15 protein-coding genes are annotated in these 20,723 nt (G+C 61.0%); 9 read left to right on the forward strand and 6 right to left on the reverse strand.

From position 1 onward, the window contains the following. Nucleotide 1: 1 nt before the first annotated feature. A complete protein-coding gene (locus tag ACZ5DH_RS11760; RefSeq protein WP_464254455.1) occupies nt 2-2,236 on the reverse strand; it encodes a ribonuclease catalytic domain-containing protein in 2,235 nt (744 codons plus the stop codon). 403 nt (nt 2,237-2,639) lie between these two features. On the opposite strand from ACZ5DH_RS11760, the gene ACZ5DH_RS11765 reads away from it, so the two are divergent. From ACZ5DH_RS11765 to ACZ5DH_RS11785, 5 genes are all read left to right on the forward strand, one after another. After that, nucleotides 2,640-4,475 carry a triose-phosphate isomerase gene (locus ACZ5DH_RS11765; protein ID WP_464254456.1) on the forward strand — a complete coding sequence of 612 codons (1,836 nt, stop codon included), beginning with the start codon at nt 2,640-2,642 and terminating at the stop codon, nt 4,473-4,475. Nucleotides 4,476-4,602: 127 nt separating this feature from the next. Further along, on the forward strand, nt 4,603-4,779 hold the full coding sequence (locus ACZ5DH_RS11770) for a hypothetical protein (RefSeq protein WP_464254457.1): 177 nt from the start codon (nt 4,603-4,605) through the stop codon (nt 4,777-4,779). Nucleotides 4,780-4,891: 112 nt separating this feature from the next. Then, nucleotides 4,892-6,034, forward strand: a complete 1,143-nt coding sequence (gene icd / locus ACZ5DH_RS11775) for an NADP-dependent isocitrate dehydrogenase (RefSeq protein ID WP_464254458.1) — start codon at nt 4,892-4,894, stop codon at nt 6,032-6,034. Between the two features lie 238 nt (nt 6,035-6,272). Then, on the forward strand, nt 6,273-6,986 hold the full coding sequence (locus ACZ5DH_RS11780; protein ID WP_464254459.1) for a LysE family translocator: 714 nt from the start codon (nt 6,273-6,275) through the stop codon (nt 6,984-6,986). 48 nt (nt 6,987-7,034) lie between these two features. Continuing rightward, the gene (locus tag ACZ5DH_RS11785; RefSeq protein ID WP_464254460.1) at nt 7,035-9,341 is read left to right on the forward strand and encodes a hydratase; all 2,307 of its coding nucleotides are present in this window, start codon (nt 7,035-7,037) and stop codon (nt 9,339-9,341) included. Between the two features lie 621 nt (nt 9,342-9,962). Here ACZ5DH_RS11785 and ACZ5DH_RS11790 read toward each other — a convergent pair. Beyond that, nucleotides 9,963-10,985, reverse strand: a complete 1,023-nt coding sequence (locus ACZ5DH_RS11790) for an NAD-dependent epimerase/dehydratase family protein (protein ID WP_464254461.1) — start codon at nt 10,983-10,985, stop codon at nt 9,963-9,965. Nucleotides 10,986-11,261: 276 nt separating this feature from the next. Here ACZ5DH_RS11790 and ACZ5DH_RS11795 point away from each other — a divergent pair, with 276 nt between their 5' ends. The 3 genes from ACZ5DH_RS11795 (at nt 11,262) to ACZ5DH_RS11805 (ending at nt 14,570) form a co-directional block, all read left to right on the forward strand. Beyond that, the gene (locus ACZ5DH_RS11795; protein ID WP_464254462.1) at nt 11,262-12,431 is read left to right on the forward strand and encodes a glycosyltransferase family 4 protein; all 1,170 of its coding nucleotides are present in this window, start codon (nt 11,262-11,264) and stop codon (nt 12,429-12,431) included. A gap of 393 nt (nt 12,432-12,824) precedes the next feature. Further along, a complete protein-coding gene (locus tag ACZ5DH_RS11800) occupies nt 12,825-14,174 on the forward strand; it encodes a TIGR03013 family XrtA/PEP-CTERM system glycosyltransferase (protein WP_464254463.1) in 1,350 nt (449 codons plus the stop codon). A 255-nt stretch (nt 14,175-14,429) separates the two neighbouring features. Next, nucleotides 14,430-14,570: a hypothetical protein gene (locus ACZ5DH_RS11805; protein WP_464254464.1), complete on the forward strand. Its 141-nt coding sequence runs from the start codon at nt 14,430-14,432 to the stop codon at nt 14,568-14,570. 181 nt (nt 14,571-14,751) lie between these two features. Here the strand turns inward: ACZ5DH_RS11805 and ACZ5DH_RS11810 are convergent, their stop codons facing one another. Next, nucleotides 14,752-15,201 (reverse strand): GyrI-like domain-containing protein, encoded by a 450-nt coding sequence (locus ACZ5DH_RS11810; RefSeq protein WP_464254465.1) that lies wholly within the window; start codon nt 15,199-15,201, stop codon nt 14,752-14,754. Nucleotides 15,202-15,619: 418 nt separating this feature from the next. Here ACZ5DH_RS11810 and ACZ5DH_RS11815 point away from each other — a divergent pair, with 418 nt between their 5' ends. Then, on the forward strand, nt 15,620-16,567 hold the full coding sequence (locus ACZ5DH_RS11815; protein WP_464254466.1) for an AraC family transcriptional regulator: 948 nt from the start codon (nt 15,620-15,622) through the stop codon (nt 16,565-16,567). Nucleotides 16,568-16,916: 349 nt separating this feature from the next. On the opposite strand, the gene ACZ5DH_RS11820 is transcribed toward ACZ5DH_RS11815, so the two are convergent. The 3 genes from ACZ5DH_RS11820 to pyrE are packed head-to-tail and all read right to left on the reverse strand — an operon-like array spanning nt 16,917 to nt 20,711. Further along, a complete protein-coding gene (locus ACZ5DH_RS11820; RefSeq protein WP_464254467.1) occupies nt 16,917-17,669 on the reverse strand; it encodes a hypothetical protein in 753 nt (250 codons plus the stop codon). A gap of 17 nt (nt 17,670-17,686) precedes the next feature. Then, a complete protein-coding gene (locus ACZ5DH_RS11825; RefSeq protein WP_464254468.1) occupies nt 17,687-20,206 on the reverse strand; it encodes a L,D-transpeptidase Cds6 family protein in 2,520 nt (839 codons plus the stop codon). Beyond that, nucleotides 20,154-20,711, reverse strand: a complete 558-nt coding sequence (pyrE, locus tag ACZ5DH_RS11830; RefSeq protein WP_464256551.1) for an orotate phosphoribosyltransferase — start codon at nt 20,709-20,711, stop codon at nt 20,154-20,156. Before pyrE ends, ACZ5DH_RS11825 begins: the two co-directional genes overlap by 53 nt. Nucleotides 20,712-20,723 lie beyond the last annotated feature (12 nt).

Genomic DNA, 20,723 nt, shown 5'->3' on the forward strand with positions numbered 1-20,723 from the left:
GCTACCCTGCCGTGGCCGCTTCCAGAATCATGATCTCGTTATACAGGGGGTGTACCTTGCCGATGCGCACGTCCACCCGCAATCCGGGGTGCGCCCTGTCGTCAAAAAGTTTGCGCCTGCCCCGCACGAACATGCCCTGATCCGGCAGGCTCACGCTCACAAAGGCGTCATTTTCCTCCGTGATCACGCCGGGCCACCACACCTTGTCGCCCTGCTGCCGGAAGAACAGCAGCTTCCAGTAACGCGGGCGGAAGCGCTGCACCTGTCCGGCTCCTTCCAGCGCGGGCGAAAGCGCGTGCAAGAGGTTCACAAGCGCGTCCTCGCTCCAGCGGGGCTGTCCCGTGCACAAGAAATGCACCACCTGGGCCTCGTTGACAAGATCAGGATACCTGCGCAGGGGCGAGGTCACGGGCGTGTAGCGGTCAAGGCCCAAGGCCGCGTGGGGCCGGGCCTGCACCTCAAGCCCCGAGGGCGTCAGCGCCCGCATTATGCGCGTCATGTCCTGCGGGGTGCTCCAGACGCCCGCGTATTCACGGGGCAAAACCACGTCCTGCACCCTGTGCAGCATGGCCATGCCGCGCTCCCAGGCCCAATGGGCCACAGCGGCGCTGGCAAGAATCATCATTTCCGCCACCAGCATCTGCGCATCGGGCGCGCAGTAGTCGGGCCCCACATGCACGCGCACGTCGGCCCCTTCGCCCTCAAGCGATATGGCGGGATCGGGCCTGTCCATCACCACGGCCCCGTCTTCAATGCGGGCGCTCTGCCGCTTGCGGGCCAGTTCGAGCCCGGCGGACAATTGCCCGGCATGCGCTGCGGCTGGGTTGTCGGGCAGGGCCGCGCCCTCGGACCGGGCATCCAGCACGGCCTGACTGTCGCGGTAGGTCAGGTTGGCGGCAAGGCGCACACGGGCCAGATACGTACGGCAGGAACCGTAACGGCCATCGGCGTCCACCGGAACCTCCACGCACAGCGCCGGGCGGGGTTCATCGGCAACAAGGGAATAGGCCGCCGTTCCCAGAACTTCCGGCAGCATGTGGCAATCGCCCTCTGGCAGGTAGATGCTTGTGCCACGGTGCAGCACCGCCCTGTCCAGAGCGCCGCCAAAATGCCAGTACAGGGCGGGGCAGGCCAGAGCCAGCGTCAGCAGATAGCCGTCATCCGTGGGCTGCACATGAAAGGCGTCGTCAACGTCACGGGTGCTGGCGCTGTCTATGCTGACAAAGGGCAGGGGACTTTCGGGCAGCGGGCCGGGCTCAAAAAGCAGGGAAGTCGCCGGGGCGACGGCAGGGATGGACGCGGCGGCATCATCGCACATGCACGGCGTCGGCGCGGCGGACGTGAAAAGCGCGGCATCGGGCATTTCGCCGTTTTCGGCGGCGCGAACCAGCGCGTCCACTTCCTCGCGGTGCGCCGTCCACCAGTTGTCGCCGGAGGCATAACCCGCGCGGTCCAGCCAGAAATTGTAATGCGGCGGCACCTTGCCCCAGGCCACCAGCAGTTGCAGGGGCAGGTGGGGCACATCAGGCAGCCCCTTGCCAAGGGTGCGCCACAGGGCGTCAAACTCCTGCCCTTCAGGATCAACCATACGGGAACGCAGCACTTCTTCAAGGCTTTCCGCAACTTCTGCGGACGGCCACTCGCCGCTGCCCGCACCTTCCGCCGGAGGCGGCGGCAGTTCGCGCTTACGACAGGCCACGTCCCAGAGCATGCGCAAAAAGGCCGCGCCGCCCGCGATGAGGGCTTCACGTTCAAGGCGGTTTTTTTCTTCCGCCAGGCGTTTTTCAACCATGTCAGCGGGAAAGACCTGAAAATCCGGCGGCTGAAAGCGGAAGTGGCTTTTGCACGCCAGCAGGGCGCGGCCATAGGCGGACACCTGGTCCGCAGAGGGGTCGGAGGTAAAAAGCTCGGCAAACCACGTGGCAGGAGCCACGCTTACCTCGCCCTGCGCCAACTCCCACACGTCCATGACGGGCACGTCGTTGGCCAGATCCTCACGGCATTTTTTATGCTGTTCAAGCAGGCGCACAGCCTCGTCACGGCCAAGGTCCGCCCCATGCATGGGACCGAGCCAGGGCAGCAGGCGCGAGGCATTGAGCCGCGTTTCACGGCGGTTGGGCAGAAGAAGGCGTAAACGCCCCCCGGCCTCTTCGGTAATCAGGGCAATCTGAACAGCATTGCCCTCCAAATATTCCACCACGCAGCCCGGCGCTGGATAGCGCACACAATCCGACATGCCTGCTCCTTCAGAAGGCGCGCCAGACAAGCCTTGCCGCCGCACGCCTTCGACAGGGACAATCCTTTATTTTTGTTCTTCTGGCAAGTGCCAGCTTTACGGCACGGCCATAGTACACCTGTTTCAGCGCAGGCTTTTCCCGAAGCGTCCGCACGTGTCCGCTCCCCCCGATTTCCGCCATAAACGGGCGCTGGCGGGGCGTTTCCGCCATCGGGCTGTCATGCATGCGGTAATGCCCTGAATAATATCACTTAGTAATTATATCATCATGGCCGCCATGCGCGCGTAATGCCCCGCGAACTGACACACCCCGCGCATACTGGACGGGGAATCGCGAAGCCGCTATAAAAGCGTTCCACGGACAACTTTTTTCCGCGCGCACAGCGCGAGCCGGCGGGAGCATATGAGCAATATCATCCACCAAAGCGGAGGCAGCCGTACCCTGGTCATGCAGGAGCCTGAAAAACCCCAGCTCTACCGCGAACTTTTCCCCTACACCAGCATTTGCCGCACGTCCTTTGACGAAGTGCTGCTCGCTCCGCGACCTGCGGAACAGATGCGCATCACCGACACCACCTTTCGTGACGGCCAGCAGGCGCGCCCGCCCTATACGGTCAAGCAGGTGGCCAAGATGTTTGACTTTCTGCATCGTCTTGGCGGCAAAACCGGGCTCATCACCGCCTCGGAATTTTTTCTTTATTCCGCCAAGGACCGCAAGTGCATAGACGTGTGCCGCGCCAGGGGCTACCGCTTTCCCCGGGTGACGGCCTGGATACGCGCCACCAAGGAAGATCTCAAGCTGGCCCGCGATATGGAATTTGACGAAACCGGCATGCTCACCAGCGTGTCGGACTACCATATTTTTCTCAAGCTGGGCAAAACCCGCCAGCAGGCCATGGACATGTATGTGGGCATGGCCGAACAGGCGCTGGAGTGGGGCATCATACCCCGCTGCCACTTCGAGGACATCACCAGGGCCGACATTTACGGCTTCTGCCTGCCTCTTGCCCAACGGCTGATGGAACTTTCGAGCCAGAGCGGCATGCCGGTCAAGATACGCCTGTGCGACACCATGGGCTATGGCGTGCCCTATCCCGGCGCGGCGCTGCCCCGCTCGGTGCAGCGCATCGTGCGCGCCTTTACCGATGAGGCGGGCGTGCCCGGCCAGTGGCTTGAGTGGCACGGCCACAACGACTTTCACAAAGTGCTGGTCAACGGCGTCACCGCGTGGCTGCACGGCTGCGGCGCGGTCAACAGCACGCTTTTCGGTTTTGGCGAACGCACCGGCAACACCCCGCTGGAAGCTCTGCTGGTCGAGTATATCTCCCTTACGGGCGACGACGCCGCGGCTGACACCACCATTCTGAACGAGGTGGCCCAGTTTTTTGAAAAAGAACTACACTACCGCATCCCCCACAACTATCCCTTTGTGGGGCGCGACTTCAACGCCACCAGCGCGGGCGTGCACGCCGACGGCCTGGCCAAGAACGAAGAAATTTACAATATTTTCGACACCAACCACCTGCTTGGCCGCCCCGTGCCCATCATCATTACCGACAAGACGGGCCGCGCCGGCGTGGCGTACTGGATCAACACCAACCTCAATCTTGAAAAAGACCGGCAGGTCTCCAAAAAGCACCCTGCCGTGGGCAGCATCTACGACGCCATCATGGCCGTCTACGAAGAGACCGGGCGTACCACCCACTTCTCGCACGAAGAAATGGAAGCCCTGGTGCAAAAGTTCATGCCCGAACTCTTTGCTTCGGAATTCGACCACATGAAGCAGCTTGCGGGGGAACTGGCCGCCAACATCATTGTGCGGCTCGTGCGCAACAAGGACCTGCTGGACTTCGGCAAAAAGGCCTGCGGCAGACTGGACGAATTCGTACGCGAATATCCCTTTATCCAGTACTGCTACCTCACGGACGCCCAGGGCCGCCTCAAATGCTCGGCCATCACCGATCCCGTGTACAAGGAAACTTACGAAGCCCTGCCCATCGGCTACGACTTCTCCGGCCGCCAGTGGTTCAAGATGCCCATGCAGAGCGGCGACCTGCATATCATGGACGTGTACCAGTCGCACTTCACGGGCAAGCTCATCATCACCGTGTCCTGCGCCGTCACTGACGAAAAGGACAAGATCGTGGGCGTCATCGGCGTGGACATCCAGCTTGAGGAACTGCTCAAGCGCGCGCGCTCGCTGCAGCACGAAGTGGACGAGCACGACGACGGCGACTAGCGTTATTCAGATGGGCCGGGTAAGAGCAGTTTTAAAGTGAAATTGCTCGGGCGGCTGCGGGAGCAGACGCCCGCCGCAAAGGTGCAAGCGCAGCTTCAGCCGTTGCCCACAGGGCTTGCCTGAACCGTTGACGAAACGTCTTACGGGGCAGGACAGCCCTGCGGGCAACGGCTGCCGCGAAACTACGCTTGAAGACAGCATGCGTAACGACACGGCTTGTCCCTCACAATCGCTGTCGCCATCCGTAAGCCCTTCGGGCAACGGCTGCCGCGAAGACAGCATCGCTATTTGCTTGCGCGGTTAAGCGCCGAAGCGAGCGTATCTTCAACGCTGAGAATGAACATTCTCAACGTTGATCTGTGCTAGGATAGCCCGGCCTGCTTTATATTTATCGACACTCAAAAGGACAGGGGAACATGCGTAAGACAGTGTACTGGATTGAAGGCGACGGCATCGGCCCGGAAATCTGGCAGGCCGCCCGCCCGGTTATCGAAGGGGCCATCCGCGCCGCCGGGGCCGACCTTACTCTTGACTGGGTGGAACTGCTGGCCGGCGACAAGGCCGTGAAAGAAACGGGCCACCCCCTGCCCGACGCCACCCTTGAAGCCCTGCGCCATGCCGAACTCGCCATGAAGGGCCCCCTGGGCACCCCCGTGGGCACGGGCATACGCAGCCTTAACGTGGCCCTGCGCCAGACCCTTGACCTCTACGCCTGCATCCGCCCCGTGCGGCACTTTGAGGGCCTGGAAACCCCGGTCAAGCACCCCGAGCGGGTCAACATGGTCATCTTTCGTGAAAATACCGAAGACGTGTACGCGGGAGTGGAGTTTGCCGCCAATACCCCCGAAGCCCGCAAGCTTGTCGCCTTTTTGCGTGACGAGCTTGGCGTGACCAAGGTGGGCGACGACGCCGCCGTGGGCATCAAGCCCATGACCGAAGCCGGCTCCAAACGTCTTGTGCGCCGCGCCCTGCGCTTCGCCCTGGACCAGAAGCAGGAAAGCCTCACCCTTGTGCACAAGGGCAATATCATGAAGTTTACCGAAGGCGCTTTTCGCCAGTGGGGCTACGATGTGGCCGCGCAGGAATTCGGCGACCTCACCTGCACCGAAAAAGAGCCCGTGCCCGGCCGCCTGGTGGTCAAGGATCGCATAGCCGACGCCATGTTCCAGGAAGCCCTGCTGCGTCCCGAACAGTATCAGGTGCTGGCCACCCCCAACCTCAACGGCGACTATATCTCCGACGCGCTGGCGGCGCAGGTGGGCGGCCTTGGTCTGGCCCCCGGCGTCAACATGTCCGACACCCTCGCCTTTTACGAAGCCACCCACGGCACAGCCCCCACCATCGCAGGCAAGGACAAGGCCAACCCCGGCAGCGTCATCCTGTGCGGGGCCCTCATGCTGGAACATCTGGGCCAGCACGAAGCGGCAAACCGCATCCGCGAGGCCGTGGGCAGAGCCATCACGGGCAAGTCCGTCACCGAAGACCTGGCCGCCCAGGTCACAGGTTCCCGCGTGGTGGGCTGCAAGGAGTTCGGCGACATCATCGGAGCATATCTCTAGCAGACCCTACCGGAGAAGGGCCGCCCCGGTGCGGGACTGCCGCGGCATGGCCGCAACCGGGGAACCCTTCTCCTTGGGGCGATTTCACTTTGAAATTGCTCTGGCGGTTGCGTGAGCAGACGCCCGCCGCGACGGCTTGCAGCGGCCCCCAAAAGGCCGCAGTCCGACTGCCGCGAGCATCCTGCAAAGGCATGCCCCGTGTCCGAGGCTCTTCCTTTCATCTGCCAAGGTTGTTGTCATGATTTCACTGGAAACCCTGCTGCTCTTCATACCCATGGCGGCCATACTGGTAATATTGCCGGGGCCGGACTTTGCCCTTATAGCCAAAATATCACTGCTCAACGGCCGCCCGCAGGGGCAGGCCGCGGCCTGCGGCGTGGCCCTTGGCATCTGCGTGCACACCGCCGCCGCCATGTTGGGCATATCCGCCATTATCGCCCAATCCATGCTGTGGTTCAGCGTGCTGAAGTATATGGGCGCGGCCTATCTTATCTGGCTTGGCGTTCAGGCCCTGCGCCACAGCGGAGCCGTCAGCGCCGCTGTGGTGAAAACCGCGCCGCGTGACGGCGAAAATATTCGCGCAGATGGTCGCGGAACTGCACCCGAAACTGCTGAAAATCCTGCTGCACAAGCGCGCCTTTCGCCCCGCCAGTGGTGGAAGTTTTTCTGGCAGGGGTTTTTGACCAATGCCCTCAACCCCAAGGCCGTCATCATTTTTTTGACGTTTCTGCCGCAGTTTACCAATCCCCACGCTCCGCTGGCGCCCCAGTTTCTGGAGCTTGGCGGCATCATGTCGGCCCTGTGCCTGCTCTGGTACGTCCCCCTGGCCTACATGCTGGGCCGTGTGCGCCACGTTTTTGAGAACAGCCGCTTTCAGCTCTGGCTGCAACGCTTTACAGGTTTCGTCTTCATAGCCTTCGGCCTCAAACTGGCCGCGGCGCAGTCCCGCTAACCAGCGTCGCGCCAGCGACTCCAAAACCCAGCAGGAAGGTCTGCCACCATGATCGAACTCATAAGCAATGCCGTTGTCATTGACGGGAACACCATCCGCAGCGCCGAAGAGGCCCGCGCAAAGGGTGTGGATGTGGAAGCCGCGCGCAAAAACAGCCTGGCCGCCCGCATTCTTGCCGCGCATAATACCGTTGACCAGAACGAGGGAGTGTTGCGCATCCGCTTCGACGCCCTGGCCTCCCATGACATTACCTACGTGGGCATCGTCCAGACGGCCCGCGCCAGCGGTCTTACGGAATTTCCCGTGCCGTACGCCCTCACCAACTGCCACAACAGCCTCTGCGCCGTGGGCGGAACCATCAATGAGGACGACCACCTTTTCGGCCTCGCGGCCGCCCAGAAGTACGGCGGCATCTTCGTGCCTCCGCACCTGGCCGTCATCCATCAGTACGTGCGCGAAATGATGACCAAATGCGGCGGCATGATCCTTGGCTCCGACAGCCACACCCGCTACGGCGCTCTGGGCGTCATGGCCATTGGCGAAGGCGGCCCGGAACTCGTCAAGCAGCTTCTTGGCAAGACCTATGATGTGGCCAATCCGCAAAAAATCGCCGTCTGGCTCGAAGGCGCGCCGCGCCCCGGCGTCGGCCCGCAGGACGTGGCCCTGGCCCTGATCGCCGCCGTGTTCAAAAACGGCTTTGTGAAAAACAAGGTGCTGGAATTTATGGGCCCCGGCGTTGAAGGCCTTTCTGTGGAATACCGCTGCGGCATCGACGTCATGACTACGGAAACCACCTGCCTTTCGTCCATATGGACCACGGACGACAAGGTGCGCCAGTACCTTGAAAAGCACGGTCGCGCCCAGGATTACGCGGAACTGCGCCTTGAAGGCCCGGCCTGTTATGACGGCCTCATCCGCATCGATCTTGGCAGGATCGTACCCATGATCGCCCTGCCCTTCCACCCCAGCAATGCCTATCCCGTGGCCGAAGTGGCGCGGCACGCCCCCGAACTGCTGGCCCAGGTGGAAGACGAAGCCCGCAAACAGTTTGGCGACGCCGCCAGGGGGCTGAACCTCTGCGGCAAGATCCGCGACGGCGGCCTCTGGGTGGACCAGGGCATCATCGCCGGCTGCGCCGGCGGCAGTTTTGAAAACATCACGCTGGCCGCCGCAATCCTTGACGGCAAGAGCACGGGCAACTTGGCCTTCAGCCTGTCCGTTTACCCTGCCAGCGAACCGCAGGGCCTTGCCCTGGTCAACAACGGCTCCACGGCCAAGCTCATGGCCGCCGGCGCTGTGCTCAAAAACGCCTTCTGCGGCCCCTGTTTCGGCGCGGGCGACACCCCGGCGCACGGCGCGCTGTCCATCCGGCACACCACGCGCAACTTTCCCAACCGCGAGGGCTCCAAGCCGTCCAACGGCCAGCTTTCAGCCGTGGCCCTTATGGACGCCCGCTCCATTGCGGCCACGGCGGCCAACGGCGGCCGCCTGACCCCGGCCACCGACCTTGACTGGTCCGCGCCCGGCCTCGCCGACGTGAACCTCGACTACCGCTTTGAGCCGCTCATCTACCATCGCCGCGTCTACAACGGCTTTGGCAATCCCAAGCCCGAAGTGCCCCTGATCTTTGGCCCCAACATCGCGGACTGGCCCGCCATGAGCGCTCTGCCGGAACACCTGCTGCTCCAGGTGGCCAGCGTCATCACCGACCCCGTGACCACTACGGACGAGCTTATTCCCTCGGGCGAAACCTCGTCGTTGCGCTCCAACCCCCTCAAACTGGCGGAATACACCCTGTCGCGCAAAGACCCCGGCTATGTCGCGCGCGCCAAGGCGGTAGACGCGATGGAAAAGGCGCGGCTTGCCAATCCGGCTGATCCTGAACTCGTGGCCCGCGCCCGCGCCCTTTTCGCCCTTTGCGGGCTGGACATCATGCAGGGAGCCGCCGACGTTAAGAACGTGGGCCTCGGGTCCACCATCTTTGCCGTCAAACCCGGCGACGGTTCGGCCCGCGAGCAGGCCGCGTCCTGCCAGAAGGTGCTGGGCGGCTGGGCCAACCTGGCAGTGGAGTACGCCACCAAGCGTTACCGCTCCAACCTTATCAACTGGGGCATGCTGCCCTTCATTACTGACGCCGATCTGGCCGCGACGCTCAAGGTGGGCGACTGGCTGGCCGTGCCCAACGTACGCAAGGCCGTGCAAAACGCCGAGCCCACCATACTGGCCTACATCGTGCGCGAAAGCGGCAGCGCCGAGCAGATAGCCCTGACCCTCAAGGACCTGACCGACGACGAGCGTCAGATCATCCTCGACGGCTGCCTGATCAACTTTTACAACTCCACGCGCAAACAATAGGCGCGCACGTTCGTTAGGCGAATTGGCTTGAAGTTTTTGTGGGGGAGGGCCCCTTTTGCAAAAGGGTCTCCTCCTCCACACCCCCTCCCCCTAAAACTCTTGTTTGTTATTCAGTCAGGCACAGGGAGCCCCCTGACCGTGGGCCGGTTTTCCGTGGGTACGCCTGTCAGCCACCGCGCTGCCTCCCGGTTAATTATAAGGAAACACAAAGTAAATTTAGTTTGCCATTGCCCTGACCACCCCAGGGGGCAGACGCGAGCCGTGAAGACGCACGCGCTGTCTATCCTTGCGGTTACAAGCCAAAGCGGGCATGCCGAAAACCCTGTGATACGGTGAGGTTTCTGCAACCCCGCTTTACGTCAGAAAAAACTTTGTAATATACTGACTGTAATAAAAGTTTTAGGGGGTGGGGGCGTGGGGGAGGTGACCCTTTTACAAAAGGGTCCCTCCCCCACAAAGCACTTCACCCCTCCTCACTCCCCCACACACAAAACACTTCAAATTGACATCACATAGCGCGCAAAAAAGCCGCCAGCCCACAGTGGGCTGACGGCTTTTTCAGTATTTTCGCCGTGGCGCGGCAGCGGCAGCGCTGGCAAAGCTGGACTGCGGTCTGCGGGGCTACAGGTTGGCGGCGTACCAGTCGCCGGCCAGACGCAGCCCCTGACGCACATCAAAATGGGGTGCATATCCCAGCCGGGTCGCGGCCCTGCTGATGTCGGCCAGACTGTGACGCACGTCGCCCGCGCGAAAATCGCGGTGTTCGGCCTTGGCGCTGGCGGCTTCAGGCCTATGGCGGGCTACCTCTTCGCGAATAAGGACAAAAAGCTCATTGAGGGTGGTGCGCTGGCCAAATGCCACATTGTAGATGGTATTGGTGGCTTCGCCCTGAGCGAAACTGGACAGCAGATTGGCCTCCACCACATTGTCAATGTAGCAGAAGTCGCGGCTGGTTTCGCCGTCTCCGTTCACATAGACGGTCTCGCCCTTGATGAGGCTGGCGAACCACTGCGGCACGACTGCGGCATACGCGCCATAGGGATCCTGACGCTGGCCGAAAACGTTGAAGTAGCGCAGCCCGACGGTGGAAAAACCGTAGCAGCGGTTGAACACGTCGGCGTAAAGCTCGTCCACATACTTGGTGACGGCGTACGGCGACAGGGGGCGGCCGATCTTGTCTTCCACCTTGGGCAGTTCCGGCGAATCGCCGTAGGTTGATGAGGAGGCGGCATACACAAAGCTCTTGGCCCCGGCGTCGCGGGCGGCCACAAGCATGTGCAGAAAACCCGTGATGTTGCAGCTGTTGGACAGCAGCGGATCATCAATGGAACGCGGCACGGAACCCAGAGCCGCCTCGTGCAGCACGTGCTGCACGCCTTTGCAGGCTTTATGGCAGGTATCTATATCACGAATATCGCCTTCAATGAAGGTAAAGCGGCTCCAGGCTTCAGGCCCGACGATATCGCGCACCATATCAAGATTTTTCTGGTAGCCGGTCAAAAAGTTGTCCAGTCCGACGACGGTCTGGCCAAGCTTCAAAAGATGCTCAAGCAGGTTGGAACCGATAAAGCCCGCGACGCCTGTAACCAGCCAGCGGGAAGGGGCGGCCTGCATTGAGGCACACAATTGGGAATACGCGCTCATGTTTGCGTCCTGTTTTGCAATGATTTGTATCCGGGCGAGGCAGGCATACATCCTCCTGACCCGATTCTTTTAATGCTACGCTGCTCCGCCCGAGCTGTAAAGCCGCGCGCGTTCCGCGCCAGTCCGTGTGAAAATGACGCGGGAATGTAGCAAAATCGAATTTGAGCAGCGGCAGCCCCTTTTCAGTTATCATTGCAGATGCTATAGCCTTTTATATGCGAACGCGGTCTGACTTTGTGACAGGCCGATGTCAGCGCCAAAGGGAGCCGCGAGAGAATGAAGATCATAGTTCTGGGCAATCAGGCCAGGTCCATGAGCAATTTCTGGAGCGTACTGGTTCGCCATCTGTTTCGGGCTGGCCATGAGGTGATCTGCTGCGCGCCGCCCGGCGATCCTGGGGCAGAGGCGGTTCTGGCGTCCCAGGGGGCCCGGCTGCTGCATTATCCGCTGGACCGCAAGGGGCTTAACCCCCTGAGTGACCTGCGCACCACCGGGGCGCTTTTGCGCATTTTTAAAAAAGAAAAGCCCGACCTGCTCTTCGCCTCCACCATCAAGCCCGTCATATACGGCTGCATTGCGGCCCGTGTGGCCGGCGTGCCGCAGATTTACGCCACCATCACCGGGCTCGGATACGCCTTTGAGGCTGACAGCTTTTTCAAAAAATGCGTCAACCGCCTGAGCGCCCTGCTGTACCGCACGGCGCTTTCCGGTGCGGAAGGCGTTTTTTTTCAAAATGAGGACGACATCGCCGCCTTCCGGCAAGCCGGAATTCTGGGGCCACGGGCCCGGATCCTGCGGGCGCGCGGCACCGGGGTGGACACAGCCCGTTTTGCCCCCACGCCCTTGCCCGGCCTTGCCAATGACGGCACGCTGACCGAGCCGCCGGTCTTTCTGCTGGTGGCCCGCCTGCTTGAAGCCAAGGGACTGAAAGAGTACGCCCAGGCCGCGCATGAACTGAAGGCCAGGCACCCCCTGGCGCGTTTTCTGGTGCTTGGGCCTGAAGAACAGGGGCTCGGCAGCGTCAGCCTCGAACAGATACGCCAGTGGCAGGACCAGGGCGGCATCGAATATCTTGGTGAAACGCGGGACGTACGCCCCTACATAAGCGCGGCCCACGTCATGGTGCTGCCCTCGTGGCGCGAGGGCACGCCCACCTCCATCATGGAGGGCATGAGCATGGGGCGCGCCGCCGTTGTTACTGACGCGCCCGGCTGCCGCGAGGTTGTGCGCAACGGACATAACGGCTACCTTGTACCCTTGCGCGATCCCAAGGCCCTTGCGTCTGCCATGGAGGCCTTCATTCTCCGGCCCGAGCTCATGGCAAGCATGGGCGCCGCCGGACGCCAGATGGCGCTGAACGACTTTGACGCCGAAAAGGTGGCCGCCCGCATTCTTGAAGACATGCGCGTTCCGGCATCGCCGGAGTCGGACAGCACGGGGCGCTAACCCCTCGCCGACCTGACACTTTCCCGGGGCAATTCCACGTGGAGATTGCCCTGGCTGCTGCGGCCCTGGCGTCCGCCATCAAGGCGCACGCGCCGTTTGGAGCATCCTGCCTTTGAAAAGGGTACATGCTCTGACACTGCACGAGAGTGCTACGCGCCGCAACAGGCGTGGATTCTGCCGATCTTCAGCCGTTGTGACGCAGGCTTCAAGCGTTGTGACGCGGAAAGCAACGGCTGCCGCAAATCGCATTTTTCGGCAGAATGACAACGTTAAAATGTGAAGCTTTTCAAGGTTGCTCTGATCTAACTGTGCTGCCAAGCGCCAAAGCGAGCACCGTAAAAACTTTGCGAACGTACCATCGCAAAGGTAAAATGCTCTAGAGGATACTTTGCAATGATAAGCAGTTATCGTATGGGACTTTTACAGGCGCTGGACCTGCTCTGCATCCTGCTGGCCCTGGCAATTTCCGGGCTGACCACGATTGCGCCGGACCTGAGCGTTTTTGACGACTACACTGGCGCCACGCTCTTTACCATTTTCTTTTACATGCTGTTTTTCTATATTCTTGACGCATACAGCGTGGGACAGGAAGATTTCAAGGAGACCACGGGCCGCGTGCTTGTGGCCTGCCTGCTGGGCATCGTCTCATCGGCAACTGCCTCCTACGCCTTCCAGCACTGGCGCTTTGACCGTGAAACCGTTGCCCTGCTTTTTGCGCTTTCTTTCTGCTTCAGCCTGTTCTGGCGCTGGCTGTATCACCTCAACGCCCACAGGCTCACCCACCCCCTGCGCATCCTTCTCGTGGGGGTTGACCGTGCCGGAAAGGTGCGCCAGTTGCTGGCCGAAGGACTGCCCCAGGCCCAGATCATAGGCTACGTGGGCGAACGCGATCAGGGCCCGGACGCGGGACCCTGCCTTGGCCCGCCATTTCTGGCGCTGGACATAGCCCAGGAAAAAAAGGCCACCATGATTTTGCTGCTGCCCGATGCCCCCATTGACGACGAAATCGCGCATGACCTGCTTGAAGCCAAACTTCACGGCAGCATGGTTGTGGACATTCGCAGTTTTTATGAACACGTGGTGCAGCGTCTGCCGCTTTCACAGATCACGGACGAATGGCTGTTGCAGACAGAAGGCTTTTCGCTGAACACGCGCGGCTCGCTGCGGCGGCTCAAGCGTGCCCTGGACGTGCTCATCTCGCTGCTGCTGCTCGTACCCGCCACGCCCATCATGCTGCTGACCGCCCTCATCGTGCGCCTGGAATCCCCTGGCCCGGTCATTTACAAGCAGGATCGCGTGGGCCTGTTTGAAAAAGAATTTACGGTGTACAAATTCCGCTCCATGCGGGCTGACGCCGAAAAGGACGGAGCCGTGTGGGCCAGCGCCGGAGACGCCCGCGTGACCCGTTTCGGACGTTTCATACGCAAGGTGCGCATAGACGAACTGCCGCAGATATGGAACATCCTCAAGGGCGACATGAGCTTCATCGGCCCCCGCCCCGAACGCATGGCCTTCGTGCAGAAGCTCAAGGAAACCATACCCTACTACAGCCTGCGCCACACGGTTAAGCCCGGCCTCACGGGCTGGGCCCAGGTGTGCTACCCCTACGGCGCGTCCGAAGAAGACGCCCGCCGCAAGCTGGAATACGACCTGTACTACATCAAGAACATGTCCATACTGCTGGACATCAACATCATTTTCAAGACCGTCGGCGTGGTGCTCTTTCCCAAGGGAGCGCGCTAGGGTTATTGCGCGCGGAATGCCTTGTGGGGGAGGGACCCTTTTGCAAAAGGGTCCCTCCCCCACACCCCCACCCCCTAAAACTCTTGATGTCGCTTAGAGCAATTTCACTTTGAAATTGCTCCGGCGGATGCGGGAGCAGCCGCCCGGCGCGGAGGCGCAAGCGCAGCTTCAGCCGTTGCCCGCAGGGCTTGCCTGAACCGTTGACGGAATCGTCTTACGGGGCAGGACAGCATCGCTACGGACGCTTCAAGCGTTGTGACGCAGGAAACTACGCTTGAAGACAGCATGCGTAACGACACGGCTTGTCCCTTACAATCGCTGTCGCTATCCGTAAGCCCGCAGGAGCGGGCAACGGCTGCCGCGAGAATGGATATTCTCAATGCGAAAATGCTCTAAATAGGGTAACTGTGCTATACTGTTGCCAGACGCCGGGGCGCAACATTGGCGGGGACGCTCTGCCGCGACAAGCCCTTGTTGCCGCCGAAGGGGGGACTCTGCGTGCGGCGGCCCAAGGCACGCAAATGGGCGTGCCGGGCTTGTGGCCGCGGAGTTGCCCCGTGCGGGGCGACTGAAGCCCTTACCCCTTTATGCCCATATAGATCTCAAAAGGATTTTCCGGGCTCCAGTGCGGGGGATACAGCTCAAAGCTCGGAGCCTGTTCGTTATAGGCATATGCCTGCTGGCTGGCGAGCCATTTTTGAAAAATGAACATATACGCCTCTCCGATGCTCGCGAGGTTGGGCACGCTGCACACCGCGTATTTTCCCGCCGGAATGTCCACATGCTCCAGGTCGGCCGGCAGCCGCCCATCCTTGTCTTCCACGGCAGCCCAGTAGTCGAAGTTTTCCGCATCGAGCATGACGCTCACGCCGAAGGCCGCTGCGGGCATATCCTGCGTGCAATCGGGGCAGAAACGCTGCCACAGTGCGAGACAATCCTCCTGCGCTTTTGCCATGTTGGTACGCACCTTTATGCCGGTGAGGCGCTTGGCCGGATATTCCACAATCGTCACGTTGAAATCGCTCACGAAAATTCTCCTCATGCTTGGTAATGCCGTTTGGCCGTTTGTTCGCAGGCCGCGCAGCTTGTGCCCGGCACGTCGCCGGGGCCGCAAGCGGCAGGAACGGCGCGTCATCTACATCCTGCACTTTCGCGCGTAAACGCGCTCGACTTTTTTTGCGGTTCCGTTCACGCTGAAGCAGATTAACTTTGAAATGCTTAACATTTCAAAGTGTTCGTCCAGCCGATAAATGCAATTTTCGGCTGAACCCACGCCACGGTGTGGCGCACTGCACTCTCGTGTAGTGGTGGAACATTTACACCTTTTCAAGGGTATAGTGCTCTGACAAAACCCGCCAGCCCCGAACAGACTGGCCCGAAAAAGCCAACCCGAACAGCCCCAACCAGAAAATCCTGCACTGAACAGACCGACCACACGGAGCAGCATGAAAACATTGTCATATGAGGAACGCCTGCACCGTGTGCTGCGGCATATAGAAAGCAATCTCGACTCCCGGCCTGATCTTGCGGAACTTGCTGAAATCGCCTGTTTTTCCCCCTACCATTTCCACCGTATTTTCTCGTCCATGATGGGGGAAAGCGTCGCCGCCTATGTGCGCCGCCTGCTTCTTGAAAGGGCGGCCCAACAGGTGGCCCACACGCGCGAACCCATTACCCGCATAGCTCTTGATGCGGGATATGAAAGCGTGGACGCGTTCACCAGGGCCTTTCGAGCGCACTTTGGCGCGCTGCCGTCCGAATACCGACGCAACGACGGACACCTGACGCGGGCCCGCGAACAGAACCCCGATGCCCCGCTGTTTCACCACCAGATTGTCGGCGTGCCCGCGCTGGAAATACGGGTCACCAAGTTCGCGCCTCTGCTGGTGGCCGCCACGCGCCACACCGGCCCGTATGACGACTGTGGGCCGGCATGGCTGCATCTGTTTTCCCTGCTGGGGCCGGCTGGCCTTTTACGTGAGGGCGTGGTGGCATACGGGGTCAGTCATGACAATCCTGACGTCACTTCCAGAGAAAAATGCCGTATGGATGTCTGTGTCAGCCTGCCTGAAGGCGTGACCGAAGAAACCCCGGCCATACGGGATCTGCTGCGCAACAAGGAACTGTTTTTGCGGCATATCGGCAGCGAGTGCGACTATGTGGCCGTGAAGGTACGCGGGGACTATGCGCTGCTGCACCCGGCCTACCGCTCGCTTTTCGGCCAGTGGTTTCCGCAGAGCGGCCGTGAACCTGTCAACGACCCCGGCTTTGAGGCGTACTACAATTCGCCGCAAACAACGGCCCCTGAAGACCTGCTGACGGAGATATTCATCCCGATGAAGTCGGAATACCATCCAGACGACGTTGCGTGCAGATTTTTGCAGCGTTTTTGAGATGGAATGATGCTAGGAAGACGCGGTCGCTGGAACCACCGCTTCAGATCAACAGGATTTTTTGTAGTATGCCAAACTACAACAAGAGTTTTAGGGGGTGGGGGCGTGGGGGAGGGACCCTTTTGCAAAAGGGTCCCTCCCCCACAAGGCAACAAAGCACGCCGCCCCTCCCCCACAAAGTAAATAAAAACTACGCGCTTCTATAGCAGATTAACTTTGAAATGCTTCACATTCCAAAGTTTTCATTCAGACGAAAAGTGCGATTTTCGACTGAATCCACGCCACGTTGTGGCGCGCTGCACTCTCGTGCAGCGTTAGAGCATTTACACTTTTTCAAAGTTAAAATGCTCTAATGTTCCACGGGAAAGATATTGCGGAACACCACGCTGTCGTCCTGGTTGCGCACCTCAAGAATGACCTGGGCGTTCACAAGATTGAGCCGCCCCGGCACGCGCACCACAATGACAGTCCGCTTGAAGCGGCTGATGCGAAAATCGCCCACGTTTTCCGGGTCAAAGCTTAAAGGATGCTTCGTGCCGTCAGCGGTAAGCAGGGTTCCGGAAACAGAGCCGGAAGCCAGCCGCTGATTGTCGGTGTTGCGCAAATCAAGGCCCATACGCAGTTTGCCGCCGCGCAAGGCCCGCACCTGCACGTTGTTCACCTTCACATAGTCACGATCGATGGCGGGAAAATCCTCATGCCCCGGCCCTTCAACGCCGCGCGGCGCTTCCGCCTTTATGGCCTCTTCCCTGTCTGCCGGGGAAGCCTCGCCCGGTTTGACGACATCTTCACCGCCAAGGCGCCGCAGCACCAGGGTGCGCCCCTGCACATTTTCCTCGCGCAACAGATCTTCAAGGTGTTCAAGGCGCTCTGCGGTGGCTTGCGCCTCCTGATAATCGCTTTCAAAGCGCAGCATATTGGCGCGCAGGACAGCGTTGTCCTGCCAGAGCTTCCAGCATTGCCAGCCAAGGCCTGCGCTCAGCAGGGGCAGGCAGACGAAAAAACACAAAACAGTGTAAAAAAGGCCCCGCCGTACGCGAAAGCTGCGCCGGGGGCCGTTATCCCTCATAAAAATGATGGAGAGACTTTCCTTGTATTTCAAGGTCTGCTTCCCTCCGCTCACCTGGTCTGCGCCACGTCAGTCGGGCTGCCGGTGGCGGCGGGCATGGGGGTCCAGTCCTCACGGGCAATGAGCCATTGCTTGCCGTCATACTGGAGCAGCAGCGTCTTGGTACCCCGGTCGCTGTGCCCCGAATTGTCGGCATAGGTCTGGCTCATGTCGGCGCGGATGCCCTGCCTGTCCACCACAAGCCGCAGGCCTGAAAGCTGCACGAGGGTGGGCTTGACCCGGCCCCACAGGCCTTCTTTCTGGTTGCGGATGTTTTTGGCCCCCCAGCGGCCCTGCTGCACGGCATCGCTGTTGTAATAGGCCATATAGTCGTCCAGCTTGCCCGCTTCCCAGGCCTTGCGCCAGCCCTCAAGGGTTTCGCTCACGGCGCCGCTGACCTGATCAAGATAGTCGGCAGCGAGGCCCAGGTCCTGCGGTTTGAACTGCGCGGCCACGATGCGCAGGTCGTTGTCATCGCCTCTGCGCCACCAGAGCGTACGGATACCCTCGCTGATACCGCCGGGGCTGGCTATCAGCTCTTCGCACCGGCTGGTCGCAAGATTGCCGTGCACCTCGAAAACGGGCTTGCGGCTGATATAGCGCAACCACGGCGCGCCAAGATGCTTCTCAAGCTCGCGCCAGGCGGTATTGTATGATTGGCCCCGGGGCGTGCCGGGTTCGCGGTTGTAGCGGGCATGGTCATAAAAGTCGGCGAGCGCGGGCGAACGCGAGGCCAGGGCCGCGCCCCATCCGCTGACGGCCTGATGCAATTGCGCCAGTACCTGCGGCGTCAGGCCCGTATCCTGCGTTGCAAGGGCCTGTGTTGCAAGGCTCTGGGCTGCCTGTTCCCTGGCTGCCCGCTGGTCTGCGGCCAATTTTTCGGCGGCCAGCTGTTCGGCGGCCTGTTTTTCAGCGGCCAATTTTTCGGCTGCCTGTTTCTCGGCAGCGAGCTTTTCAGCAGCCTGCTGTTCCGCAAGCAGTTTGGCTTGCGCTTCCTGGGCGGCCTTTTCGGCAGCGGCCCGTTCAGCTTCAGCTTTTTCGGCAGCGGCCTTTTCAGCGGCCGCTTTTTCCGCAAGCGCACGTTCCTCGGCCGCGCGGGCCTCGGCGGCCTGCTGCGCGAGCCGTTCTTCTTCGGCCTGCTGACGCTGCGCCAGTTCTTCGGCTGCGCGCTGTTCCGCCGCCAGTCTGGCGGAATCTTCCATGGCGGGGCGTGCGCCCCAGTTGACTTCCGCGGGCGGCGTCGTGGCCGAACGGCGTGGCACAAGAGGGTCGCTCAAAGCCACGGATTTGCCGGGGGCGGATTCGGACGCGGCCTTGTCCGGCGTAGCCTTGTCGGGCATTTTGCCGTTACCGGCCACCGCCGTGGTCACAGCGGCTTCGGCCGTCATGTCGCTCGCGGCTTCGGGCATATCAAGACGCGGCGGCTGGGGCGCTTCGGAGTCGGCATCCGAGGCTACCTGCAGGGGGGCTTCGGCCACGAGCTGGCCGCGCTGATACGCGGCACGCATGCCAAGATCGCGCGGAGTCCACTCCATGCCGACGATACGGAATTTTTTGTCCTTGCCGCGCTGCCAGTACAAGCGGCGGACGCCCTCGGAAGAAAGGTTGGACGCCGCATAGAGCTGCTCGGACCAGGTAACCCAGTACCCCGGGCCTTCAAGCACATGTATTTTGCGGTTATAAATCTTGACAAAACTGAGGATCTTGAACAGCCGTTCCTTGTTGAGCCTGAACGCGGCAAAGCTCTCGGACATGGCCTTGGTATAGGATTCGGCGTCATAGAATTCGAACATTTTGTCCGAGCGGGCAGCCCAGGCGTTGCTCCAGGCCTGCATGAGGCGGCGCAATTCGCGGGCAGTGCCGCTGTCGGACTGCAGCATGGAGTTTTCGTCCAGCTTTTCAGCCAGCACCACCGCCGTGCCCGGCACAAGGCTGGGCCCTACCTCGTCAATTTCCTTGAGGCCGATCGCAACGCAGCCGCGCGTGGAAAGGGGCTCGATGCCCAGTCCCTTGCTGTGAATCCAGATGCCGTGCCCGGTTTTGCCGCGCAGCTTGTCCACGGGGTTGGGGTAGTTGAGCGTATAGGCTATGCCGCCGTATTCCTTGAAGTCCAGCCCGCTGGCTATCTTGTATTCCACAAAATAGATGCCTTCCGGGGTGCGCAGATCATTGAGTGACTGCTTGTCGCCGGGCAGTTGTCCAGTGGTGCAGGGGTAGGTGTAACGAAGCTTGAAGGGGCTTTTTTTCTCGAAAAACATGAAGGTCTGGCGGTTCTTGTCCACAGCCACCAGATGCGACGGCAAGCCCTCGTTGTACAACGTGGGCTGCCATTCCGCGGAATTCGCGGGCAGAGGGGCCAGAGCGCACAAAAGCGCCGCCATGAAGCCCATAAGCCCGCGCATGGCAAAAAGGGAGGCTATGCGCAAAAACCGAAGCGCGACCCGTCTGGCCGCGCCCCTGCCCACAGGGCTGGCAGGCTCAGCGTGCAAGGGCCACCAGTTCCGCGCGGGTGAAGAGGGCAAGCAGTTCATATCCCGCCTCACGGAGCTTTTCGCGGCCACCTTCTTCCCTGTCCAGGATTGTGCACACGGCGACGATATTCAGCCCCGCGTCGGTTACCCTGTGGCAGGCATTGAGCAGCGAACCGCCCGTGGTGACCACGTCTTCAAGCATGGCGACACGGTCGCCAGCGTTAAAATTGCCAAGTCCTTCAACATACTGTCCGGTGCCGTGGCCTTTGGCCTCCTTGCGCACCAGCAGGCCATGCAGAGGCCGGCCTTGTTCGTGTGAAATGACTGTTGTGGCGGAAATCAGTGGGTCCGCCCCAAGGGTCATGCCGCCCACGCCCTTGATATCAAGGCCTTTGAGCATGTCACTGAACAGGTTGCCGATAAGCCAGGAGCCTTCGGCATGCAATGCCGTGACACGACAGTCAAAATAATAGTCGCTTCGGCGACCCGAAGCCAGCACAAAATCGCCTTCACGATAAGATTTTTCCACCAGCAGACGCGCCAGACGGCGCTTGAGTTCCATCATCTGTTCTTGACC

Source organism: Desulfovibrio simplex (assembly GCF_055387835.1).